This window comes from Arsenophonus endosymbiont of Apis mellifera, from assembly GCF_903968575.1.
Classification (GTDB): Bacteria; Pseudomonadota; Gammaproteobacteria; order Enterobacterales; family Enterobacteriaceae; genus Arsenophonus; species Arsenophonus apicola.
The window spans coordinates 179320-201959 of sequence record NZ_CAJCFU010000060.1 but is presented as its reverse complement, the minus strand read 5'-3'; the positions used below and the strand labels follow the sequence as shown (position 1 = coordinate 201959).

At 36.2% G+C, this 22640-nt stretch carries 18 protein-coding genes and 1 pseudogene; 11 read left to right on the top strand and 8 right to left on the bottom strand.

All coding sequences use genetic code 11. The features are described 5' to 3' along the window. Positions 1 to 4: 4 nt before the first annotated feature. The 4 genes from H1X92_RS09975 to ydiK form a co-directional block, all read right to left on the bottom strand. Complete coding sequence (locus H1X92_RS09975) at positions 5 to 1057, bottom strand: hemin-degrading factor (RefSeq protein WP_180559993.1); 1053 nt, start codon at positions 1055 to 1057, stop codon at positions 5 to 7. Positions 1058 to 1409: 352 nt separating this feature from the next. Beyond that, on the bottom strand, positions 1410 to 3452 hold the full coding sequence (locus H1X92_RS09970; protein WP_180559992.1) for a TonB-dependent receptor domain-containing protein: 2043 nt from the start codon (positions 3450 to 3452) through the stop codon (positions 1410 to 1412). Between the two features lie 79 nt (positions 3453 to 3531). Further along, on the bottom strand, positions 3532 to 3714 hold the full coding sequence (gene hemP, locus H1X92_RS09965; RefSeq protein WP_225507404.1) for a hemin uptake protein HemP: 183 nt from the start codon (positions 3712 to 3714) through the stop codon (positions 3532 to 3534). 1218 nt (positions 3715 to 4932) lie between these two features. Continuing rightward, positions 4933 to 6042 carry an AI-2E family transporter YdiK gene (ydiK, locus tag H1X92_RS09960; RefSeq protein WP_180559990.1) on the bottom strand — a complete coding sequence of 370 codons (1110 nt, stop codon included), beginning with the start codon at positions 6040 to 6042 and terminating at the stop codon, positions 4933 to 4935. Between the two features lie 213 nt (positions 6043 to 6255). On the opposite strand from ydiK, the pseudogene ydiJ reads away from it, so the two are divergent. The 9 genes and pseudogenes from ydiJ to H1X92_RS09915 all read left to right on the top strand — a co-directional run bounded on the left by ydiJ (position 6256) and on the right by H1X92_RS09915 (position 16714). After that, positions 6256 to 9310, top strand: a pseudogene (gene ydiJ, locus H1X92_RS09955) (D-2-hydroxyglutarate dehydrogenase YdiJ). Beyond that, positions 9307 to 9717, top strand: coding sequence for a hotdog fold thioesterase (locus H1X92_RS09950; protein ID WP_180559989.1), 411 nt, complete (start codon positions 9307 to 9309; stop codon positions 9715 to 9717). Before ydiJ ends, H1X92_RS09950 begins: the two are co-directional and overlap by 4 nt. A 312-nt stretch (positions 9718 to 10029) precedes the next feature. Further along, entirely contained in the window at positions 10030 to 10401 is a 372-nt protein-coding gene (sufA, locus tag H1X92_RS09945) for a Fe-S cluster assembly scaffold SufA (protein WP_180560083.1), read from the top strand. A gap of 12 nt (positions 10402 to 10413) precedes the next feature. After that, entirely contained in the window at positions 10414 to 11913 is a 1500-nt protein-coding gene (gene sufB, locus H1X92_RS09940; RefSeq protein WP_180559988.1) for a Fe-S cluster assembly protein SufB, read from the top strand. Positions 11914 to 11957: 44 nt separating this feature from the next. Beyond that, positions 11958 to 12704 (top strand): Fe-S cluster assembly ATPase SufC, encoded by a 747-nt coding sequence (gene sufC / locus H1X92_RS09935; protein ID WP_180559987.1) that lies wholly within the window; start codon positions 11958 to 11960, stop codon positions 12702 to 12704. Beyond that, a complete protein-coding gene (gene sufD / locus H1X92_RS09930; RefSeq protein WP_180559986.1) occupies positions 12679 to 13998 on the top strand; it encodes a Fe-S cluster assembly protein SufD in 1320 nt (439 codons plus the stop codon). The genes sufC and sufD overlap by 26 nt, the downstream gene beginning before the upstream one ends. 1 nt (position 13999) lies before the next feature. Next, entirely contained in the window at positions 14000 to 15256 is a 1257-nt protein-coding gene (sufS, locus tag H1X92_RS09925) for a cysteine desulfurase SufS (protein WP_180559985.1), read from the top strand. Positions 15257 to 15287: 31 nt separating this feature from the next. After that, positions 15288 to 15716 (top strand): cysteine desulfuration protein SufE, encoded by a 429-nt coding sequence (sufE, locus tag H1X92_RS09920; RefSeq protein ID WP_180560082.1) that lies wholly within the window; start codon positions 15288 to 15290, stop codon positions 15714 to 15716. A gap of 80 nt (positions 15717 to 15796) precedes the next feature. Further along, positions 15797 to 16714, top strand: a complete 918-nt coding sequence (locus H1X92_RS09915) for a L,D-transpeptidase family protein (protein WP_180559984.1) — start codon at positions 15797 to 15799, stop codon at positions 16712 to 16714. A 173-nt stretch (positions 16715 to 16887) separates the two neighbouring features. Here the strand turns inward: H1X92_RS09915 and H1X92_RS09910 are convergent, their stop codons facing one another. Together H1X92_RS09910 and pykF are read right to left on the bottom strand one after the other, a co-directional pair. Continuing rightward, on the bottom strand, positions 16888 to 17124 hold the full coding sequence (locus H1X92_RS09910) for a major outer membrane lipoprotein (protein ID WP_180559983.1): 237 nt from the start codon (positions 17122 to 17124) through the stop codon (positions 16888 to 16890). 560 nt (positions 17125 to 17684) lie between these two features. Then, a complete protein-coding gene (gene pykF / locus H1X92_RS09905; RefSeq protein ID WP_180559982.1) occupies positions 17685 to 19097 on the bottom strand; it encodes a pyruvate kinase PykF in 1413 nt (470 codons plus the stop codon). 494 nt (positions 19098 to 19591) lie between these two features. Between pykF and H1X92_RS09900 the strand changes: the two genes are divergently transcribed. After that, positions 19592 to 20482 (top strand): hypothetical protein, encoded by an 891-nt coding sequence (locus H1X92_RS09900; RefSeq protein ID WP_180559981.1) that lies wholly within the window; start codon positions 19592 to 19594, stop codon positions 20480 to 20482. 222 nt (positions 20483 to 20704) lie between these two features. Here H1X92_RS09900 and sodB read toward each other — a convergent pair whose 3' ends face one another. Then, the gene (gene sodB, locus H1X92_RS09895) at positions 20705 to 21286 is read right to left on the bottom strand and encodes a superoxide dismutase [Fe] (RefSeq protein WP_180559980.1); all 582 of its coding nucleotides are present in this window, start codon (positions 21284 to 21286) and stop codon (positions 20705 to 20707) included. 243 nt (positions 21287 to 21529) lie between these two features. On the opposite strand from sodB, the gene H1X92_RS09890 reads away from it, so the two are divergent. After that, positions 21530 to 21877: a Grx4 family monothiol glutaredoxin gene (locus H1X92_RS09890; protein WP_180559979.1), complete on the top strand. Its 348-nt coding sequence runs from the start codon at positions 21530 to 21532 to the stop codon at positions 21875 to 21877. A 70-nt stretch (positions 21878 to 21947) separates the two neighbouring features. On the opposite strand, the gene rnt is transcribed toward H1X92_RS09890, so the two are convergent. Continuing rightward, complete coding sequence (gene rnt / locus H1X92_RS09885) at positions 21948 to 22589, bottom strand: ribonuclease T (protein ID WP_180559978.1); 642 nt, start codon at positions 22587 to 22589, stop codon at positions 21948 to 21950. Positions 22590 to 22640 lie beyond the last annotated feature (51 nt).

The following is a 22640-nucleotide window of genomic DNA, read 5'->3' as shown; positions in this document are numbered from 1 at the left end:
GGCATTATATTTTTGTTAAGGTTGAAATTTGCTTCTGCCAATCTAATTGTTCAGGTTCTCCTTCTCTACGCTTACCAAATAATTGAATGATTTGATTACCTTGATGATCAAAAATTTCCAGGCTGGTCACGATACCATCCTTAGTTGGTTTGCGCGTTACCCAACTGTTAGCAATACCAGTTTCAATTACATTGAGGGAGAATTTTGGATTTAAAACATTAATTTTTTGTAGTGCACTTTGTTTGTCATGATAAGCTGCCAGTTTTTGAATGCATCCGGTAAATATTTGTATGCAACCCAGGTTACCAACGAAGATCATAATTTCATTTTGCTGATTAAAGACTGTATGCAGAATTTTGTAGAGAGAATGATTATCAACTTGATAAGCTAGTTCGTCGCTGACTGCGGCGAAGATTTGTTGTCGTTTTACATTATATTTTTGTAATAGTTGAAAAAATTGATGGATATTTGTCATGTTACGCCAATCGGTTTCTAGTTGTTTTTTTACCGTTTCGTTAATTTGTGGTGGTTGTGGATGAGTAGAAACAGGACGCAAATTTAACGGTGGGTTTGTGGTCATCTGATATTGATTAATCAACTTATACCAAACAGCCATATTGGTTTTTTCAGTGGCGTAGAGCTTATGGATGGCATTACCATAATAATCAAAAAACTGTATACTGTGTTTGATATTATCGCAAGATGTCTCAGTTAAGGCAAAGCTAATTGCCCAATGATCAAGAAATATACGCAAATCAAGCTCTTTGGGATTGAGTACAATACCCGTATGCTGGGTTAAACGAACGTTTTTAAACTCACCAATATGTATGTGAGTAGCATATTTATTAGCTGTAATTGCTTTTATTTCGCCTAAATTGGCCAGTTCAGGTAATAATAGTGCTGTATCTACATTTAACCGTTTAGCATCATCAGCATTAGCACACGCGTAGATTAATTCTGCTTCTGTCACATTTAAATGGTTAGCCACTTCTGCAATCGATTGTAGGTTACTTTGCTGTTTTACTTGCTGGTAGCGGTTATAAAGTGAATCGTTCATACTTTCATTTCCTTATTATGTATATTGTGTAGATCCATATATTTTTATTGCTATCATTAACCTGCTATGCCTGATGCTAAACATCGGCATAAATTATTACCTCTCACTCGTCTGTTAACCTAAAATCCTGTTTGCTAGCACTAATAGCTTAAATAGAAATCTTTGGCTCTATAAACCTCTTGTTGCTGTAGATTGTCTGATTTTTGCTGTTTTGTTTATTTTTTGCACTAAATAACCTATTTATGACAAGATTTTGAACGGATAAAGCGAGAGAGTGCCATAAAAATTAATTGTCATGAGTAAAATAAGTAATCAATTACTCATGACTTAGTAGTAGGCATAATAAAAATAATTACCAGCGATAATTTATTTTAAAATGTATATTCCTGCTTTCTTGTGGAACACCTAATGATGAGCTATATGACTTATTAAATGCATTGGTTAATGATAGGGTGGTATCTATGCCTGATAACTTACCATCACCTTGATAACGGATATAAAAATCATTAACACCATACCCCGCTTGTTGCATAATAGGTTGCGAATATTTATCTTTACCGGTTTTGCGATCGCCAGAACGATTGGTTTTGGCGGCAAATTGGCCAACCCAACCTAAGAAAAAACCGCTATTAGCCAGCGGTACATCCAATGAAGCGGTTAAACTTTCTGGTCGAATTGATGAAATGCTCATGCCTGTTATGGTGTCTTTAGCATGAGTGTGATTGTAAGCTAGCACAGCATTAAACCAAGGCGTGGTATAGTTAAGACTACTGTCGATACCATGAATGACCACAGAGGGTGTATTAATGCTTATTGTTTTCCCTAACGGTGGAATAGGGCCATAGACTTCAGTCTTGATGTAGTTAGTTGCTTTAGTATCAAAAAGGGCTGTTCGCCATTGTAAGCGGTCATTAGTTAGTAACTTATTATCAAACTGTAAGCTTATTCCATATTCATTTGTCTGATTGCGTTCAGGTTGCAAATTCGGGTTTGGTTTGAAATAATCCCGCGCGAAGTGTTTGGAATCATTATAAATTTCATTTAAGCTAGGTGTTCTGTAGCCTTCAGCATAAGAGCTGAAAAGTTCCAGCCAGTTTGTTGGAGTAAAGCTAACTGCGCCACGCGATGTCCATTGAGAATTCTGATTGCTACCGTATTTATCACTATCATTTCTATAGTTAGAGTAACGGGTGCCAATAGAAAATGTGATAGGCAAGGTGTTTAATCGGATTTCGTCCTCTAACCAGACTGCAATATTACGTAATGTTGCTGGTGGAAAGAAATCCGCTTGTTCATTAGCCTCTTGCTGTTGTTGATTAAATTCGCTACCAATGTTGAAATGGTGAGCCGCTAACTGATCATGATCCCAGATAAAATAGTTAGTTATCTTGCTCCCTTTGCTAATTAGCGAGCGTTTTTCCTCATCACACTCACTAATGGGTTTTTGTTCGATTATCACCTTACTGTAGTAAAGATCCCAATCTATAAGCCAATTTTCTGCTTGAAGTGGATAAATTTTCTGTGTTAATTGAATATCATGTTGGCTAGTATTACGATCGTAATGGCTATTTTTGTACTTGCTGGGTTCGACAATTTCTGGGTTTTTAAGCTGTATTCCATCATTTTTATAATAACGTAATTGAGCTGAAATTGTATATGACGGCGTAATCATCCAGTTTGCTTTACCAAGTAAACTGTAAATATCCTCCTTATTATAGGGAACTGAGCCATCACTTAAATGAAAGGAGCCTTTAGCTCGTCTACTAAATGCTATTAATTCATCAACTTGGTGAGTTTTACCAAAAAGTAAACTACCATATTGATATCCCTGATCGTTATGGCTACGGCTTAATGTCAAAATAGCACCATGAGATTGTTCTGGTGCCAGCAAATCTTGTGCATTAACCGTTTTTAAGGCAATCGTCCCACCCAATGCCCCACTACCATGCTGTAAACTATTGCTACCATGTATGGTAATGATTTTTTTTACCAACATTGGGTCAAGAAATGTGCCCGTGATTGTGCCGGCATCAATATCTTGCCGAATACCATCAATGGTGATGAGAACCCCAGCTCTTTCATAGCCCCGCATATTTAAAGTTTGCCCATTTGTACTACCAATGCCTGAAAGACTTATTCCTGGTGTTTTTTTTAATAAATCTAATGCATCAGTTGCATATTGATATTTTGGCTGATTAGTATCAATGACAGTATATGTTTTAGCGGTAGTAGAGATATTTTGCATAGCTTTATCCGCATATATGATAATGGTTTTGTCGTCTGATTTTGACCAGGATTGTTGCGAAATGATCAGTCCAATGATACAAGGTACACCATATAGTGAATGCTTAATATAATTAATTGATTTTAAGGCAGTTTTTTGCTTGAGATCCATAGTATCCGTTCCTATAATTATAGTAGATCTAAACGTTGGCTGCCTGATAGTCATTAGGTGGCTTGGCGTTAAATAAATTCTATTTAGTTAATATCAATTTACCTGTTCTAGTCTGGCGTAATTGATAAATTTCGCCTTGATGGTAGATATTCGCAATTCCTTTTTGATTTAATAAATGTTGGCTATTAATGGTATTAATTACCGGAGTTGATATTTGCTTAACATCTGAATTAAGCAGATTACTTTGGCTGATTTTATTCATAATAAATAGATTACTTTGGCTGAGTGTGTTCATATCGAAGAGGTATAACCAAATAATGGTAATGATAATTATTATCATTATTGTCTTGTTGTTAATCAAGTTTTTTCCTCTTCAGATAAACAGTAATAAAGTGAAATAATGATAATTAATTACAAAAATTTTTTTAAAAACAATCAAATAGAATTATTCTCATAAAGGATAGTTGAAAAAATATAAATAATTTTTATAAAGTGTAATTATCGTTTTAGAGGATATTAGAATAATCAGTTATTTTTATTAGTTTTTTATAGCTTTTTATTCATATATTGAACGGTATAATAGATAATAAATATGTTTTTTAATCTAAATTCAATTATATAATAAAATGTTATTTTTTGAATAACATTTTATATTTGCTTATATTATAGTCAGTAGCTATCGCTCAAAACTCTTATTTGATTTTCATGATTTTTTATTCACTTATTTATTGTTAACTTTAGGTTATTTTTACTATTTTATTTATATCCAGTGACGTTAAAGAATAAAACATAGTTTAATTTTGTAAATTATATGTTTAATTATGACTGGTCTGATGACAGACCAGATTATGAAATAGAATAAGTTTTATTCGCTGTTATATAATAGAAATCAAATAATAATATATGGTATTGGCTAGTCAATAAATGGGAAATGAATAACAAGTAAAGTTTATGTATGTTTTATTAATAATCAATATTTGTCAGGCTTAATTAAAAATATGAATATTTATCGATAAGTATCTTACTTATAAAAGTCGCTCTTAAGACTTGATAAACGCAACCGAATAATATCATTATAAATCAATTAATTAAAATGGATATTATTGACTGCTATAGAAAAAAAAAGCCTATCATGGGCTGACAGGCAAAGACTACACACAGCAATATTCGATAGGTTTTATCATTTTTATATTGCATAATGACGCTAAAAATAATTGAAACCAATAATTCATAAAGAGGTTAATCTATAAGCATTAGATTAAGATAACTCTAAGGTTTAATCACTAAGAATTATCTCAATAAAAATTTTACTTTCAAGTATAATTATATAAGATTATTATTTAATCATACTAATGTTAAAATTAATCGAATTTAATTACGCTCTATTTATCGATATTTTGGCAAATTTTTAGCGGAGCAATTTTTAAATAATTTAACTATAATGATTAACAAGTATATTAATTAAGTCAATCTTTTTTATTTAAGGATCTTTCTTATATAAATTAGATTTGTTTAAATTGTTTAATAATTTAGTTGGTCTCGCGACCTCATTTATCCAGGCGGTTAGTAAATTATGTGAGACAGCTAAAACTACCGGGCCAATAAAAAGACCAATCACACCGAATGATAAAATTCCACCAATAACGCCAATTAAGATCAGGATCATTGATAAATTTGCCCCCATCTTTATTAAGATTGGACGTAGTACACCATCCATTGTTGCGACAATTATGCTCCATACAATCATAATAATGGCCCAGCTGGTGTCGCCTGACCAGAATAACCATATTATGGAGGGTACCATAATCAATAAAGGACCAAGTTGGGCAACACAACATACAAAGATAAGAATTGTTAATATTGCGGCGTAAGGAATATCTGCTAAAGCTAAACCAATACCACTGGTAATCGCCTGGATTAATGCGGTTACAACGACACCTAACGCAACGGCACGAATTGATTGACCTGCAAGCACAATAGCGGTATCACCTCGTGTACCTGCCAGGCGAATAGCAAAATGTCGGATATTTAATATCACACTTTCCCCTTTTAGATAGAGTAATGCACTAAATAGTAACATTACGATAAGATGGAACATAAAGCGCCCGGCATTAATGGCTTGGGCTAAGAACCAACTGGTTGCTTCTCCAACATACGGTTGTAGTTTAGCAATTAATGTATTACCGCCATTAGCGACTAAGGTATGCCAACCATAAAAGAGTTTATTACCAATCAAGGGGAGATTTTTTAACCACAATAATTCAGGTAATCTTATTTCAGTTGGCGACTTGGCCCATTCAATTAGTGGAGCACTATTTTGTATAATGCTGCCAATTAATATTGCAAAAGGAATAACGAACAATAAGATTACTATTAGTGTCATGGCTATACTGGCTAGCCATTTTTTATGCCATAGTTTGCTTTCAATTTTTTTAAATAATGGCCAGGTTGCAATAACCACCATGCCTGCCCAGAGAAAACCAAGTATGAACGGTTTTAATACCCAAAAACATGCTGTTATCATTAATAAAATAGCAATTATACTAAAAATAAATTTGGGTAAATCATTAGGGGATTGCGTTTTTTCCATATATTAGCCTGATTATAAAAAATGACGGGTAGATATTATCGTTTATCTATTACATGATTAATCATGTTTTTGTAACTAATAAAAGCAGGGTGATAATGAAAACTGTATTGTTTACAAAATGTTAATTGCTAAATTTTATCTGGTATGTACTCTCAATCAAAGATAGTACATAAAATGCAAAGTGAACACTAATTAAAAAGAGTTACTACTATTATGATCCCACGTATAGGACGCGCTCATCAAATCAGTCAACAGGTAACCAAGTATTTAACTATATTAAAAGAAAAAGGTTTTAGCGGTGATTTAACGACCAGTTATGCTGAACGTTTATCTATGGCAACAGATAATAGTATCTATCAGCTCCTTCCTCAAGCGGTTGTCTATCCACGTTCGACTAGCGATGTTCAACTATTGGCAAAACTCGCCAGTGATAAACAATTTCAGTCATTAAGCTTTACCCCTCGAGGAGGAGGAACTGGCACCAATGGCCAGGCTTTGACTGAGGGTATTGTGGTTGATATGTCGCGCTATATGCAAAAAATTTTGCAAATTGATATTGCCCAAAAATGGGTTAGGGTTGAAGCGGGCGTGATAAAAGATCAGCTTAATCAATTTTTGGCACCTTACGGTTATTTTTTTCACCTGAATTATCAACCAGTAACCGAGCTACTTTGGGTGGCATGATCAATACTGATGCATCAGGTCAAGGTTCATTAGTTTATGGTAAAACATCGGATCATGTACTGAGTGTTAAAGCGGTGTTACTTAGTGGCGAGGTATTAGAAACCGGTCCAATGCCAGTCGAGTCGGCGGAGCGTATTTCACAGCAGCAATCTACTATTGGCCGCATATATCGCACTGTTTATCAACATTGTCGTCAGCAGCGACAGCTAATTCTAGCTAAATTTCCGCGCTTAAATCGTTTTTTAACCGGTTATGATTTGCGCCATGTGTTTGACGATAATATGACTCAATTTGATTTAACCCGAATCTTAACCGGCTCTGAAGGAACGCTGGCTTTCATTACTGAAGCCAAGCTAAATATTACCCCATTACCTAAAGTAAGACGATTAGTTAATATAAAGTATGACTCATTTGATTCAGCATTACGTAATGCACCGTTTATGCTGGCAGCCAAAGCATTATCAGTAGAGACGGTGGATGCTAAAATTCTCTCTTTAGCGCGTCAAGATATTATCTGGCATTCAGTGAGTAAATTAGTTAACGATGACGATGCAAAAAAATTATCTGCATTAAATATCGTTGAATTTAGTGGGGATAACGAAGAAAAAATTAATCAGCATTTAACCAACTTGTGCACACAATTGGATAAGCTAATTCTAGCAGGTAATTCTGGCATCCTTGGTTATCAAATATGTCATCAATTAGCAGATATTGAACGTATCTATACGATGAGAAAAAAAGCGGTTGGTCTGTTGGCTAATACTAAAGGATTAGCAAAACCAATACCCTTCGTAGAAGATACGTGCGTGCCACCGGAGCATTTAGCCGATTATATTACAGAATTTCGTGCATTGCTTGATCACAATAATTTAGCTTATGGCATGTTTGGTCATGTTGATGCAGGCGTACTGCATGTTCGCCCGGTAATGGATATGTGTGATCCTCAGCAAGAAGTATTAATGAAGCAAATTTCAGATCAAATTGCTCAACTTACGCTTAAATATGGCGGCTTATTATGGGGCGAACACGGTAAAGGTTTTCGCTCCAGTTACGGCGCCCAATTTTTTGGCGACCAGCTTTATCAAATACTCTGTCAAATTAAAACCGCATTTGATCCATTGAATCAATTAAATCCAGGCAAAATATGTTCATCGCTTAATGTAGCTCTTCCTTTAAAGCCGATCGATGCCGTGAAAAGAGGAACTTATGATCGCATTATCCCAATTAATATAAGGCAAACTTTTGAATCTGTTATGGCTTGTAATGGCAATGGTTTATGTTTTAATTTTGACGTTAATAGTCCAATGTGCCCTTCGATGAAAATATCACAACAACGCATTCATTCACCTAAAGGAAGGGCAACTTTAATGCGAGAGTGGTTAAGACTACAGGTTAAACAAGGAGTAAATCTAAAGTTATTTAGTGAGGATATGAATAATTATAAACTGCCTTGGCCACAAAAAATAACACGCCTATACCACACTTTGCGTGCTAAGTGTGGACAATATGATTTTTCCCATGAAGTAAAAGAGGCGATGGCGGGTTGCTTAGCTTGTAAAGCGTGTTCAACTCAATGCCCAGTTAAAATTGATGTTCCCACTTTTAGGGCAAAATTTTTAGCGCTCTATTATAGCCGTTATTTGCGACCAATCAGTGACAATATTGTAGCTAATATTGAATTAACTTTACCATTAATGGCAAAGCGGCCACGCTGGTTTAATTTTATATTGCAGCAAAGGTGGATACAAATTCTGAGTCACAAGGTAATTGGATTAACAGATCTTCCCCAGCTTTCTACGCCCAGCTTACAACAACAATTGGTTAAGCATGCAGCCTTATCCCTGTCATTGCAACAATTAGAAAGTTTACCACAAAAGGCGCGTAGCCAATTTGTTTTTATCGTCCAAGATCCATTTACCAGCTATTATGATGCTAAGGTTGTTGCTGATTTTATCTATTTAATTGAAAGACTAGGTTATCGACCAATATTATTGCCATTTTCTACTAATGGAAAAGCATTACATATCAAGGGATATTTAAGTCGTTTTGCCAAAACAGCACAAAAGACAGCGGATTTTCTTAATCGCTTAGCTAAATTATCAATTCCTATGGTCGGTATTGATCCAGCTTTAGTGCTCTGTTATCGCGATGAATATAGCCAGATCCTCGGTAATAAACGTGGGGATTTCGAGGTTAAACTAGTCAATGAGTGGCTAATAACAGCGTTAGCATCAAAAGTAGTATCGAAGTTAACAACTGAAAAATGGTATTTATTGGGTCACTGTACCGAAATATCATTGCTCGCTGATAGTGTTCAGCAATGGATTAAAATTTTTGCTCAGTTTGGCTGTCAACTTATCAATGTAAATGTTGGCTGTTGTGGCATGGCAGGAACCTATGGTCATGAAGTTAAACATTTGACAAATTCAAAGGGAATTTATGCCTTATCTTGGGGAAATCGATTACAAAAATTACCCAAAAAACGTTGTTTAGCGACCGGTTATTCCTGCCGTAGCCAGGTAAAACGAATGAAAATGAAACCATAAAACATCCATTACAAGCATTATTGGAGATCATTAAATGATTTGGCAACGTTTTTATAGCCTTGAAGAAATTAATAGTTGGAATAATAACAGCATGTTATCCCATTTAGGAATTGTTATGTTAAGTATCAATGATGATAGCATTGAAGCAACAATGCCGGTTGATCAGCGTACTATGCAACCGTTTGGATTATTACATGGTGGTGCTTCGGTAGTACTGGCTGAGTCCTTAGGTTCGATAGCTGGATATCTCTGTACTCAAGGAGAGCAAAAAGTGGTCGGTACTGAAATAAACGCTAGCCACATCAGAACAGTATCTTCAGGAAAAGTGCGTGGCGTATGTAGTGCGATCCATCTTGGGCGTCGGCAACAGGTCTGGTCGATAAAAATCTTTGATGAACAATTAAAACTAAGCTGTATATGCCGTTTAACAACCGCAATAATTTAATTGCCTGTGATTAAGAACAAAAGTAATTTGTTTAACAACAGGTTGTTTTTCAACTGGAATATATATAAATTTACTTGTTAATTTAATTTTAAAATATATATCAGTAAGTTAAATTTATTGATAAATTAAAAATTGTCAAATAATAGTAAAATAAATGCCACTTTTTGCTGGAAAAATACCCTAATAAAAATATCCTCTTAAAATAAATGGTTGAAGTGAGAAATGTTATCATTACCATATATAGTATTAAGCAAAAAAAGTCTAGTTACACTCATAGTGTAATATAGTGAAAATATTAGTTTAGTGAGGTCAATAATGGCAGAGCATGTTGATACTTTTTCTTTACATGAAACAACTTGGCAGGGCCTTACCATGACCGATAAAGCAGCTGCTCAAATTCGTAAATTAATGAAAGAAAATCCTGCGAGTCAGGGATTATCTATTAATATCAAGCAATCAGGCTGTGCAGGATTTAGTTATGTCATTGCATTGATAGATAATCCAACCAAAGAATATTTGCTGTTTGAAAATAATGGCGCCAAACTTTTTGTGCCTCTAAAAGCAATGCCATTTATTGATGGCACTGAGGTTGATTATGTTCGTGAGGGACTTAATCAAGTATTTAAATTTAATAATCCTAAAGCTCAACACGCGTGTGGTTGTGGTGAAAGCTTTGGTATTTAAGTGAATTAAATTATGTCACAGCGTAATGTAGAAATTGGTGACGATGTTCAACAATGGTTAGCAGAGCATCGTTATAAAGAGGGTTTTTTCACTCAGGTTGCAACGGATGAATTAGCTAAAGGCCTCAATGAAGAGGTTATCAAAGCCATTTCAGCCAAACGTAATGAGCCTGAGTGGATGTTACAGTTTCGTTTAGAAGCTTATCAACATTGGTTGGGTATGGAAGAGCCGCACTGGCTTAAAGGCTATTATCCTGATTTAAATTATCAGGAATATAGTTATTATGCCGCACCCTCCTGCAATAGTTGCGATGACAATTGCCACACTGATGCTGATTCATCAGCAGACGAGGGTAATGAGCATAGCAATAATTATCTAACTGCAGAAGTTGAAGAAGCATTTAATAAACTTGGCGTGCCAGTACGTGAGGGTAAATCGGTTGCGGTAGATGCTATTTTTGACTCGGTTTCAGTTTCGACAACCTATCGTAGTGAATTAGCAAAACTGGGGATTATTTTTTGCTCTTTCGGTGAAGCGATCCAACAATATCCTGAATTAGTAAAAAAATATATTGGTACGGTTGTTTCTAATCGGGATAATTTTTTTGCTGCATTGAATTCTGCTGTTGCTTCTGATGGCACGTTTGTTTATGTGCCAAAAGGTGTTCGTTGCCCGATGGAATTATCTACCTATTTTCGTATAAATGCGGCTAAGACAGGTCAGTTTGAACGCACTATCTTGATTGCTGATGAAGGCAGCTACGTTAGTTATATTGAGGGATGCTCTGCTCCAGTGCGAGATAGTTATCAATTACATGCGGCTGTAGTTGAAGTTATCATTCATAAGGATGCTGAAGTAAAATATTCTACGGTACAAAACTGGTTTTCAGGTGGTCAGAATGAAAGCGGTGGAATTTTAAACTTTGTCACCAAACGCGCTTTATGTGAAGGTGAAAATGCCAAAATGTCCTGGACGCAGTCTGAAACAGGTTCAGCGATTACTTGGAAATATCCCAGTGTTATTCTGCAAGGGGATAATTCAGTGGGGGAATTTTTTTCAGTTGCTTTAACTAATGGTAATCAACAGGCTGATACCGGCACAAAAATGATCCATATTGGTAAGAATACGCATTCCACTATCATTTCCAAAGGGATTTCAGCTGGCCGCAGTCAAAATAGCTACCGTGGTTTAGTCAAGATTTTACCGACCGCAGAGAACGCCAGAAATTATACCCAATGTGATTCTATGTTAATTGGTACCGAATGTGGCGCACATACCTTTCCTTATATCGAAGTAAAAAATAGTAGCGCACAGTTAGAGCATGAGGCCACGACATCCCGTATTGGTGAAGATCAACTCTTTTATTGTTTGCAACGTGGTATTAGTGAGGATGATGCCATTTCCATGATTGTAAATGGCTTCTGTAAAGATGTCTTTTCTGAATTACCGTTAGAGTTTGCCGTAGAAGCGCAAAAATTGTTAGCAATTAGCTTGGAACATAGAGTGGGTTGATGGTTCCTATTAAAAGAATACTAAGTTATTCAAAGGCCAATGAAATGTTAAGTGTTAAAAATTTAAATGTCAGTATTGAAGGTAATCAAATTCTTAACGGATTAAATCTAGAAGTAAAAGCGGGTGAAGTACATGCCATCATGGGGCCTAATGGATCAGGTAAGAGTACATTATCAGCAACTCTGGCTGGACGTGAAGAATATCAAATAGAGCAGGGTGAAATTCTATTCAAAAATAAAAATTTGCTGGAGTTATCGCCGGAAGAACGTGCAGGAGAAGGTATATTTTTAGCCTTTCAGTATCCAGTGGAGATCCCTGGCGTAAGTAATCAATTTTTCTTACAAACTTCCGTTAATGCAGTCAGAGAATATCGTCAGCAGCCACCCCTAGATAGATTTGATTTTCAGGATTTTATTGAAGATAAAATTGAACTGCTTGATATGCCGAAAGATTTACTTACTCGCTCGGTTAATGTCGGTTTTTCTGGTGGTGAAAAAAAACGCAATGATATTTTACAGATGGCGGCGTTAGAGCCTGAATTATGTATTTTAGATGAAACGGATTCGGGTCTTGATATTGATGCCTTGAAAGTAGTGGCTAATGGCGTCAACTCGCTACGTACTGCTAAAAGGGCTTTTATTATCGTTACTCACTATCAGCGTATTTTGGATTATGTGCAGCCTGATTTTGTTCATGTCCTCCATCAAGGTAAAATTATTCAATCAGGTGATTTCTCATTAGCCAAAAAACTGGAGGTAGAAGGCTATGGCTGGCTTATTGACCAACAGTGAAAGAGCAGAAAAACAGCGTCAAGTCACTATGTTAAATCAACTGGCGCTAAAAGGTTTTGCGGCTCTTTTTTATGCCAGTAAAAGAGCCAATGAAAAACAAGCTCAGAGTTATTGGCAGCAGGTAGAAAAAATCGGTTTTCCGCCATTTCGCCATGAAGAGTGGCATTATACACCGTTGGCAAAAGTACTTAACGCGCAATACCAATTAAATAGTGATAGCGTTGACACCATTACTGCTAAGCAATTAAAACAGTTGGCTATCGCCATTGATGGCTGGCAAATTGTTTTGTTTAATGGATGTCTTATTCCTACGCTAAGTAGCGATAACTTTGGTCCTTATCTAATTCAAATGATGGATAAGCTAGCACAGCCTCCGGCGCCTATCGTCAACGATGAAATATTTCTCTACTTAACTGAAAGTCTAGCCGCTCAACCCTTATTGATTAAACTAGCTGCTAATCAACAGGTAGAAAAACCCCTTTATATCTTAAACATTACCTCGGGTTCAGGCCGTGGCGATTATGTTAATACCAGTCACTATCGCTATCATTTAGAAATTGGTGCTAATTGCAAATCGCAAGTTATCGAACATTTTGTTTCTATTGATAATAAACCGCATCTGACAGGTAGCCGATTAACCGCTAATATTGGTGATAATAGTCATTTCAGTCATATCAAGCTTAGTGTTGAAAACAACCAAAGTAACCATTTTGCCCATAATGACATCTTATCAGGCCGTGATAGTCAAATAAAAAGTAGTGGTATTTTTATCGGCTCAGCATTACTTCGCCACCATACCAGCGTGAAGTTAAATGGAGCAGGTAGTAGATTAGAGCTTAATAGTTTATTGTTGCCACAAAACAGTGAAATTGTCGATACCAGAACTTATCTTGAACATAATCAGCCCCATTGTGAAAGTCGTCAGTTACATAAAACGATCGCGCTAGATGAAAGCAAAGCTGTTTTTAATGGCATGATCAAAGTTGCACCAGCAGCACTTAAAACCGATGGTCAAATGACAAATAACAATTTGTTATTAGGTGAATATGCAGAAATTGATACCAAACCACAGTTAGAAATTTATGCTGATGATGTCAAGTGTAGTCATGGTGCTACAGTAGGCCGTATCGATGATGAGCAACTATTTTATTTACGTTCACGGGGTATTCCTCTCAATGATGCAAAACATATGATCATGATTGCCTTTGCGGCTGAAGTCATCGAAGCTATTGATGATGAAGGTGTAAGTAATAAGGTAATGGATATTATTCAGCAGCGCTTGGTAGGGATTTAATATGACATTTTCAGTGGCATCCATTCGCAAAGATTTTCCTATGCTGGCAGAAAAAATTAAGGATCAACAGTTAGTTTATTTGGATAGTGCTGCCAGCGCGCAAAAACCGATACAAGTGATTGAAAAGGAAAAACAGTTTCTTTGTTATCACTATGCAGCTGTACACAGAGGGATCCATAGCTTAAGCAGTGATGCAACGGCGATGGTAGAAAATGTTCGCCAACAAGCCGCTGATTTTATTCATGCTGCTAATGCAGAAGAAATTGTTTTTGTTAAGGGAACAACGGAAGGCATAAATTTAATTGCTAATAGTTATGGACGTGGTTTTATCCAACCAGGCGATAATATTATTATTAGCCAAATGGAACATCACGCTAACATTGTTCCTTGGCATCTGCTTGCCGGCCAAATTGGTTTTGATATTCGTATATTACCTATTGATAATAATGGAAAATTAATTTTTGAACAATTAGATAAGCTAATCGATAGCCGGACTCGATTACTCTCTTTTACCCATATGTCCAATGTTTTGGGTACCGTTAATCCAGCAAAAACGATTATTGCCTTTGCTCGCCAATGCGCAGCAAAAAAGGCAGCGCAATTGCATATTTTGCTTGATGGCGCCCAAAGTATTATGCATCAAATGATTGATGTGCAAGATTTAGATTGTGATTTTTATGTTTTTTCCGGTCATAAACTGTATGGACCTACCGGTATTGGTGTTCTGTATGGCAGAAAAGCATTATTAAATGCTTTACCACCATGGCAAGGTGGTGGAGCTATGATTGATAAAGTTAGTATGACGTTAGCTGAGCCCTCAAATATCCATATTACCTATGAAAAGGCACCTTGGCGATTTGAAGCAGGCACGCCAAATATTGTAGGCATTATTGGCTTAGGTGAGGCATTACGTTATGTTAATAATATTGGTTATGAACAAATATCTGCCCATGAAACCGCACTAATGCAGTATGCTAACCATCGTTTAAGTATGGTAAACTCTTTGCGTCTTTACGGCTCAGATGAGCGTCAAGGGGTTATTGCCTTTAATTTAGGCGATCATCATGCTTATGATGTCGGCAGTTTTTTAGATAATTATGCTATTGCCATCCGAACAGGTCACCATTGTGCGTTGCCATTGATGGATTTTTATCAAGTACCAGCCATGTGTCGTGCTTCGCTAGCGGTTTATACTACTAAAGAAGAAATTGATATTTTGGTTGAAAAACTACAACATATTGAAAAATTACTGGGTTAATCTATTTTAAAGTACATATAAGGGTAAAATGATGGCAGCCTTGCCTGATGAGAATAAATTGTTGCGTAATTTTTCACGTTGCCAAAACTGGGAAGAGCGATATCTTTATTTAATTGAATTAGGGGAAAAATTATTACCCCTAAGTGCTCAACAAAAACAAGCAAAAAACCAGGTTTCAGGTTGTCAAAGCCAGGTTTGGATTGTTATGCAGCCGGATAGTGACGGCCGGATCCAGTTCTCCGGCGACAGCGATGCAGCTATTGTTAAGGGATTGATTGCATTAGTAATAATTATTTTTCAAAATAAAACCGGGCAACAAATTTTGACGACAGATAGTAAAACATTCTTCCAAAAGTTATCATTGGAGCAGCATTTAACCCCATCAAGAAGCCAGGGATTGCATGCGATGATCCGAACAATCCACCAGCGAGCCGAAAAAATTATCCAATCAAGCACTTAAACATTTAGTTAACTACTGATATTATTAAAGTGACGCTTATTCATCCGATAAACTTTGTACGTTCCTTAGGAGGAAAAAGTATGAAGAGAATTCTATTTTTTATCGGCTTGTTGTTTTTAAGCGGACTGACTGTCAATGTCAGTGCTGCTGAATACTCCTTGCCATCCACTACAGCACGCTTAATTGGGGAAAATAGGCATTATGTGGTGCCTAATGATGGGCGTCCTCTGGAAGCTATTGCAAGTGAATTTCAGATAGGTTTGCTTGGTATGTTGGAAGCTAATCCAGGTACCGACCCATACTTACCTAAAGCCGGTATGACGTTGATTATTCCATCGCAAATGTTATTACCGGCAACGAAGCGTGATGGGATCATTGTTAATTTAGCCGAATTAAGACTGTATTATTTTCCTAAAGGAAGCAATAAAGTTATTGTTTATCCGATTGGTATTGGCCAATTGGGTGCCAATACGCCTAAAATGGTGACAACTGTTAGTCAATTAATTAAAAATCCAACTTGGACACCGACAGCGAATATTCGCAAGCGTTATGCTGCCGATGGCGTTATTTTGCCGGCGGTATTTCCAGCCGGACCTGATAATCCGATGGGACTTTATGCCTTGCGACTGTCTTATGGTAAGGGGCAATATTTGATCCATGGTACTAATGCTAATTTTGGTATTGGGTTACGGGTCAGTTCGGGTTGTATTCGTTTAAGACCTGAGGACATAGAAGCATTATTTAACTCTATACCGGTAGGAACGCGTGTACAGGTAATTAATGAACCCATTAAGTACTCTAAAGAGCCTGATGGAAGCTATTACATCGAAGTTCATCAACCATTATCTAAAAAGGAGTCTGATGATCCGCAAACGATGCCATTAATATATAGCAATGAGTTTAAGGCATTTTTACAACAACCTGGTATTGATCAGAGATTAGTTGCTCAAGCCGTGGCACGTCGCTCAGGAATGCCGGTAAAGGTAAATAAGACATAAATTTATATTAGGCATGGCAATACATAGGGTAGATTTGCTATTTTTATAAAAAATAGTGAATTTATTAATAATCAGATAATAGTATTATTAAAAATTAGTTGTGTGTAATAAATAATAAGGCACCCGTTGGGTGCCTTATTAATATATCGAGTGATCCATTAAATGCAATTGGATTACTTTTTATATCTACGAACTTGATTATCCAAACGTTGATTAGCACGAGCAGCTTCATCTTTAGCAGTCTGAACATCAGTACGTAATGACTGAACGTCATTTGATAGTTGATCGACTTTACCGTTTAACGTTTGAACATCTGAGGACAGTTTGTTAATTTGGCTACTGTTTGAACAGCCTGCTAACAAAGCAGAAGCCAGAACGATAGAGCCCAGTACAACTTTAGTACGATTCATTATATTACCCTCTAGATTTAGTTAATCTCCAAGTAGCAAGGTAAGTATTACACATTCCTGGCAAAACAGAGAATAAATTTCTGTCTCTAACTTTGAATTATTAGATCTTTTTCAAATTCAGGCAGAATACTTACTTATTCTTATGCTAGTACTTAATTAGAATATTTTCTACTTAAAATCTGACAAGTTGTTTAATAAAATTAAGAAAACAGAATAAATTTGTTTATTTTTTGTTCATTTTACTTGCCTGGTAGGCAATTTTTAATTATCTCATTACGTTATTTTGGCAATTATTTTTTACCACTCGATATAAAATAAAATTAACACGATAACAGTTATTTTTTAAATAACATGTCGATTATGATCTTTTTAACTGGAAATATTTGTTTTGCACTAATAGACTGGATTTTAAATAAATACTTAGTGGTAAAAGTGCCTAATTGGCATTTTGATTATAAATTACCAATATTAGATATTTGCCATCTAATATTACTTTATTAAAAAAAGAAAAAATAAATTCCCCGCTATTTTATTCAGAGGAATTTATTTTGTTAACAGAATTATAAGATATGTACAGATGAAGTATTTGTCGTACCACTTGGCACTAATGCACCTGAAACCATAACTACAACATCACCTTTTTCAGCCATATTATTTGTTAAAGCAACTTGTTTACCAATACGATAGAAATCATCTGTAGAGGCAATTTCTTTAACTAATTGCGGAATAACGCCTTTGACTAATAATAATTGACGGGCAGTCTCTTCATTGGTTGTTAAAGCAAGGATCGGGGCTGTTGGAAAATATTTGCGTACTGATTTTGCTGATTTACCGCCATAGGTTGCCACGATAATCAATTGCGAGTTTAACTTTTCCGCCATTTCAACCGCACCGCGGCAAACCGCTTCAGTAATGCGTAATTTTTGGTTTATTTTGCTATCATCAATGCGGCTTGGCATAACTCGATCGGTACGATCGCAAATAGTGGCCATAATTTTTACTGCTTCGATCGGATATTTTCCTTTCGCGCTTTCGCCAGATAGCATAACTGCATCTGTACCGTCCAAGATAGCATTGGCCACATCACCGGCTTCGGCACGAGTAGGGCGAGGGTTTTTGATCATCGAATCTAACATTTGGGTGGCAGTAATGACGATTTTACGGGCTGCAACGCATTTTTCGATCATCATTTTTTGGGCAAAGATAACTTCTTCAACTGGGATCTCGACGCCTAGATCACCGCGAGCCACCATGATCCCATCAGAGGCTTCTAAAATTTCATCGAAATTGTTTAATCCTTCTTGGTTCTCAATTTTAGAAATGATTTGGATATTTTTACCACCATGCTGGGCGAGGTGGGCGCGGATTTCTTCTACATCAGCGCGTTTACGGATAAAGGAAGCAGCAACAAAATCAACACCTTGCTGGCAACCAAAAATAAGATCTTGTTTATCTTTTTCCGCTAGTGCGGGTAAACCAATCGATACGCCAGGTAAATTAACGCCTTTATTTTCACCTAAATCGCCATTATTAAGTACTTTACAAATTACATCACTAGCGGTAACGGATAAAACTTTCATACCAATTAAGCCATCATCAACTAGGATGATATTACCTGGCTTAAGATCACTAGGTAAACCTGCGTAGGTTACAGCGACACGCTCTTGATTACCTATCACTGTAGTGTCGGTAGTAAAGGTAAAATTTTGTCCAGCGGTTAGCGATACATCCTTGCCATTTTCAAGCCGCATTGTGCGGATCTCTGGCCCTTTCGTATCTAATAATATGGCGGCCTGATGGTTTTTTTGGCTACAGACGGCACGAAGATTTTTAATGCGTTGACCATGTTCCTCATGATCACCATGTGAGAAATTTAGTCGCATAACATTCATGCCAGCATTAAGCAATTGTGACAGTTTTTCTTCAGATTCAGTTTTGGGGCCGATAGTACAAACAATTTTGGTTTTTTTCATGACAATTAATCTACAGGTTTTATAGCAGTATTTTATGAATTAATTGCGGTGTTTATATCAGTTTTTTGTTTTGATATAGGTTATACGCCGTAACAAATAGCTAAAAATCCACTGGTATTTAATAAAGATAAAGCAAGTGGCACAAGTATAAATATCATGCGTTATTATTGCAACTGGCCGCTTATTTATCAGATGCATCATTGAATAATATATAACGTATAATGATATTGTAGTTAGCGTTATTCATGCCATCAACGGAAAAACTATATAAACATAAGCCAATTGCCAGGATATTTGCTAGAAAATAATAGCGCCGATAAATTTTATCTGAAATGATAAAATTTGACTGAAAATATTCAGCAAAACTAACTGTTTATTTATATACTCGATAGGGAATAATGTTATTTAACCTTAAATAAAATTGAATATTTGATATTTAATTCTATTAAATTGTGTATTGATAAATAATTATAAACGGTTCAAGGAGGATATTTATGTTTAGACAAGTAATTGATAATCACTCGCATAGCAATATAGCCGCAATTCAGATTAGTCAAGTAGATAATATTACTATTTCTTCATCCCACCCAATGGGTTCTCAGCTTGCACAGCAAATTCGACATATTAGTAATAATCATGTCCATTGGCAGTCGGCTATGATGAATAATGAAGGGGAATTTAGTATTGCCCAATCGACTGGTACAAATCGCCTAACGGTAGCAATGCAATGCACTAATATTAGAGCAGCGGATGAACAGCTAGTGCCTAATATGAATTTGAATATGACTGTAGAGCTTGATCCAGAACCATTACCAGAGACTTTTCTTGATCCTGGCAGAAATATTGCTAATTATAGCGCTTCATCGTTTAGTGAGCCTAATGATGAATTAGCTGGACTAGAAAGCGTTTCTCGTGAACAATTTCAGGATCTTAGTCAGTATATTAATCAACTAGAGCGTGAGCGAGCCACCCAGCCAGTAGCTGAAGATGAACTTTCACCGTTGCATGCTGAAGAAAATGGTTTAAATTCTACTCTCAACGTTGAAGATTTTGATAGATTGCTGGCGCAAAATAGACAAAGGGATTTTTATGAAGCAAACATTGATAATATAAGAGCCGCCGAACGTCGAGCTGCTGAAGCTCGACCCGTAGAACGTGAAGAATTTATAACAAATAGGGATCGGGCGCCAGTGGATGATGAAGTCGAAATGGTAGGATCCGATGTGTTTGGTTTGGAGGAAAGTTTTATTCCCATTGAGGAAGCTCCTAACGGGCGACAGCCATCATCAGCGGCTGGATTATCAGAAAGGCTAAATCAAAACAGCACTGAAAATATTTCTTCAGTTAGGATGCCAATTGAAGATCATGATCCATCAATTAACTGAAAAATAGCCAAATAATTCAAAGGAAAATTAAAAATTGCAATGCCATCAGATTAATACCAAATTACACTTAGTTTTATTCATCGTATCCTAGAGTGTAATTTAGGGGTTATTTGAACAAGATTATGGCCTTGTTATTAGTGGAAATATGCCATAACAGCCATAGCTAAGCGTCTGTTATGGCTGTTTAACTGTTTAACGCTTTTTCACATCAAAGATAATAAATTATTGCAATAAATTTTGTTCAACAAATGGCCAGTTAGCAAGTGACCAAAAATTCGTCAAATATTCTGCTCGTACATTACGATAATCAATATAGTAAGCATGTTCCCATATATCGACAGTCAGCAATGGTTTATCATCACCGCTAATTGGCGTTGCGGCATTTGAGGTATTGATGATGGAAAGCTTCCCGTTTGCCTGTTTGACTAACCACGTCCAGCCTGAACCAAAGTTTTTAATTGCCGCGTCGGTAAACTGCTGCTTAAATTTTTCAAAACTATCAAACTGTTGATTAATAGCCTCAGCTATTTTACCCGTTGGTTCGCCACCGGCGTTAGGTGCTAAACAATGCCAATAAAAGGTATGATTCCAAACTTGGGCTGCATTATTAAAAATCCCTCCTTGCGCGTTTTTTATAATTTCTTCTAATGTTTTCCCCTCGAAGTTAGTGCCTTTAATTAAATTATTTAGATTATTAACATAAGTGCTATGGTGTTTGCCATAATGGTATTCTATCGTTTCTTGAGAAATATGGGGTTCTAAGGCATTTTTAGCATAAGGTAATGACGGTAATTGGAAAGACATTGCAGACTCCTTTTTTATTTGTATTGCGCAACCAGTGGTTAAATACAAAATATAACCATATTGAAATTATCATTTTTAAATTGATAACTTACTAATTATATTAATCAGTTTTTATTAAATATGATTGGTACATAATAAAGATAGCAGTAAAGGGTTATCAAGTATTGATAGAAAATGGTATTCTTAATCAATGTTAAGTTTGTGTAGTGCAAAATAATAAATTTAGTTTTTAAGGAAGTGACAATGACGACGATAGAAAAAATTGAACGCCAGATAAATGAAAATCCCATTCTTTTATACATGAAAGGTTCACCTAAATTCCCCAGTTGTGGTTTTTCAGCCCAGGCGGTTCAAGCTCTTTCTGCTTGTGGTGAACGTTTTGCTTATGTAGATATTTTGCAAAATCCCGATATTCGCAGTGAGTTACCTAAATATGCAAACTGGCCAACATTTCCTCAGCTATGGATTGATGGTGAGCTCATTGGAGGTTGTGATATCCTTATTGAAATGTATCAGCAGGGTGAATTACAGAAATTAGTCACCGCAACCGCCGATAAATATCGCACGTCAGAACAGCCTGACGCTGAATGATTAAATCATATCTATAAAAAACAAATAGCAAGAAGGCAGTGAAATTATGCGTTACCACTGCCTTTGATTATTAATCGGATGTTAGCGGCCAGCCACCTAATTTTTTCCATTTATTGACAATTTCACAAAACAATAATGCGGTTCTATCGGTATCGTAAAGTGCGCCATGTGCCTGTTTGCCGTCAAACCGGATCCCGGCGGCATGACAAGCTTTAGCTAAAATTGTTTGGCCAAAAACCAGCCCACTCAGTGTCGCAGTATCAAAAGTGGCAAAAGGGTGGAACGGATTCCGTTTTAGATTGGCTCGTTGAGCGGCGGCCATGATAAAACTATGATCAAAATTGGCATTGTGGGCAACTATAATTGCACGATTGCAATCGTTATTTTTAATCCCTTTTCTAACCATCTTAAAAATGGCATGTAAAGCTGTATATTCATCGACAGCGTTACGCAAAGGATTAGTTGGGTCAATACCCGTAAAAGCGAGTGCAGTTGCTTCTATATTTGCACCCACAAAAGGCGCAACATGGAAATGACGTTTTTCATCAATCTCTAACCAACCCTCTTGATCCATTTTTAGTGTCATGGCCGCAACTTCTAATAGGGCGTCTTGCTGTGCATTAAAGCCACCAGTTTCTACATCGATAACAACAGGATAATACCCTCGAAAACGCTTTGCCAGCGTGTTAACATCATTTTTTTTATTAGACATGTGTTTAAGACTTTATACTTGGGAATAAAGATATTATGCCAAATTTTGGTT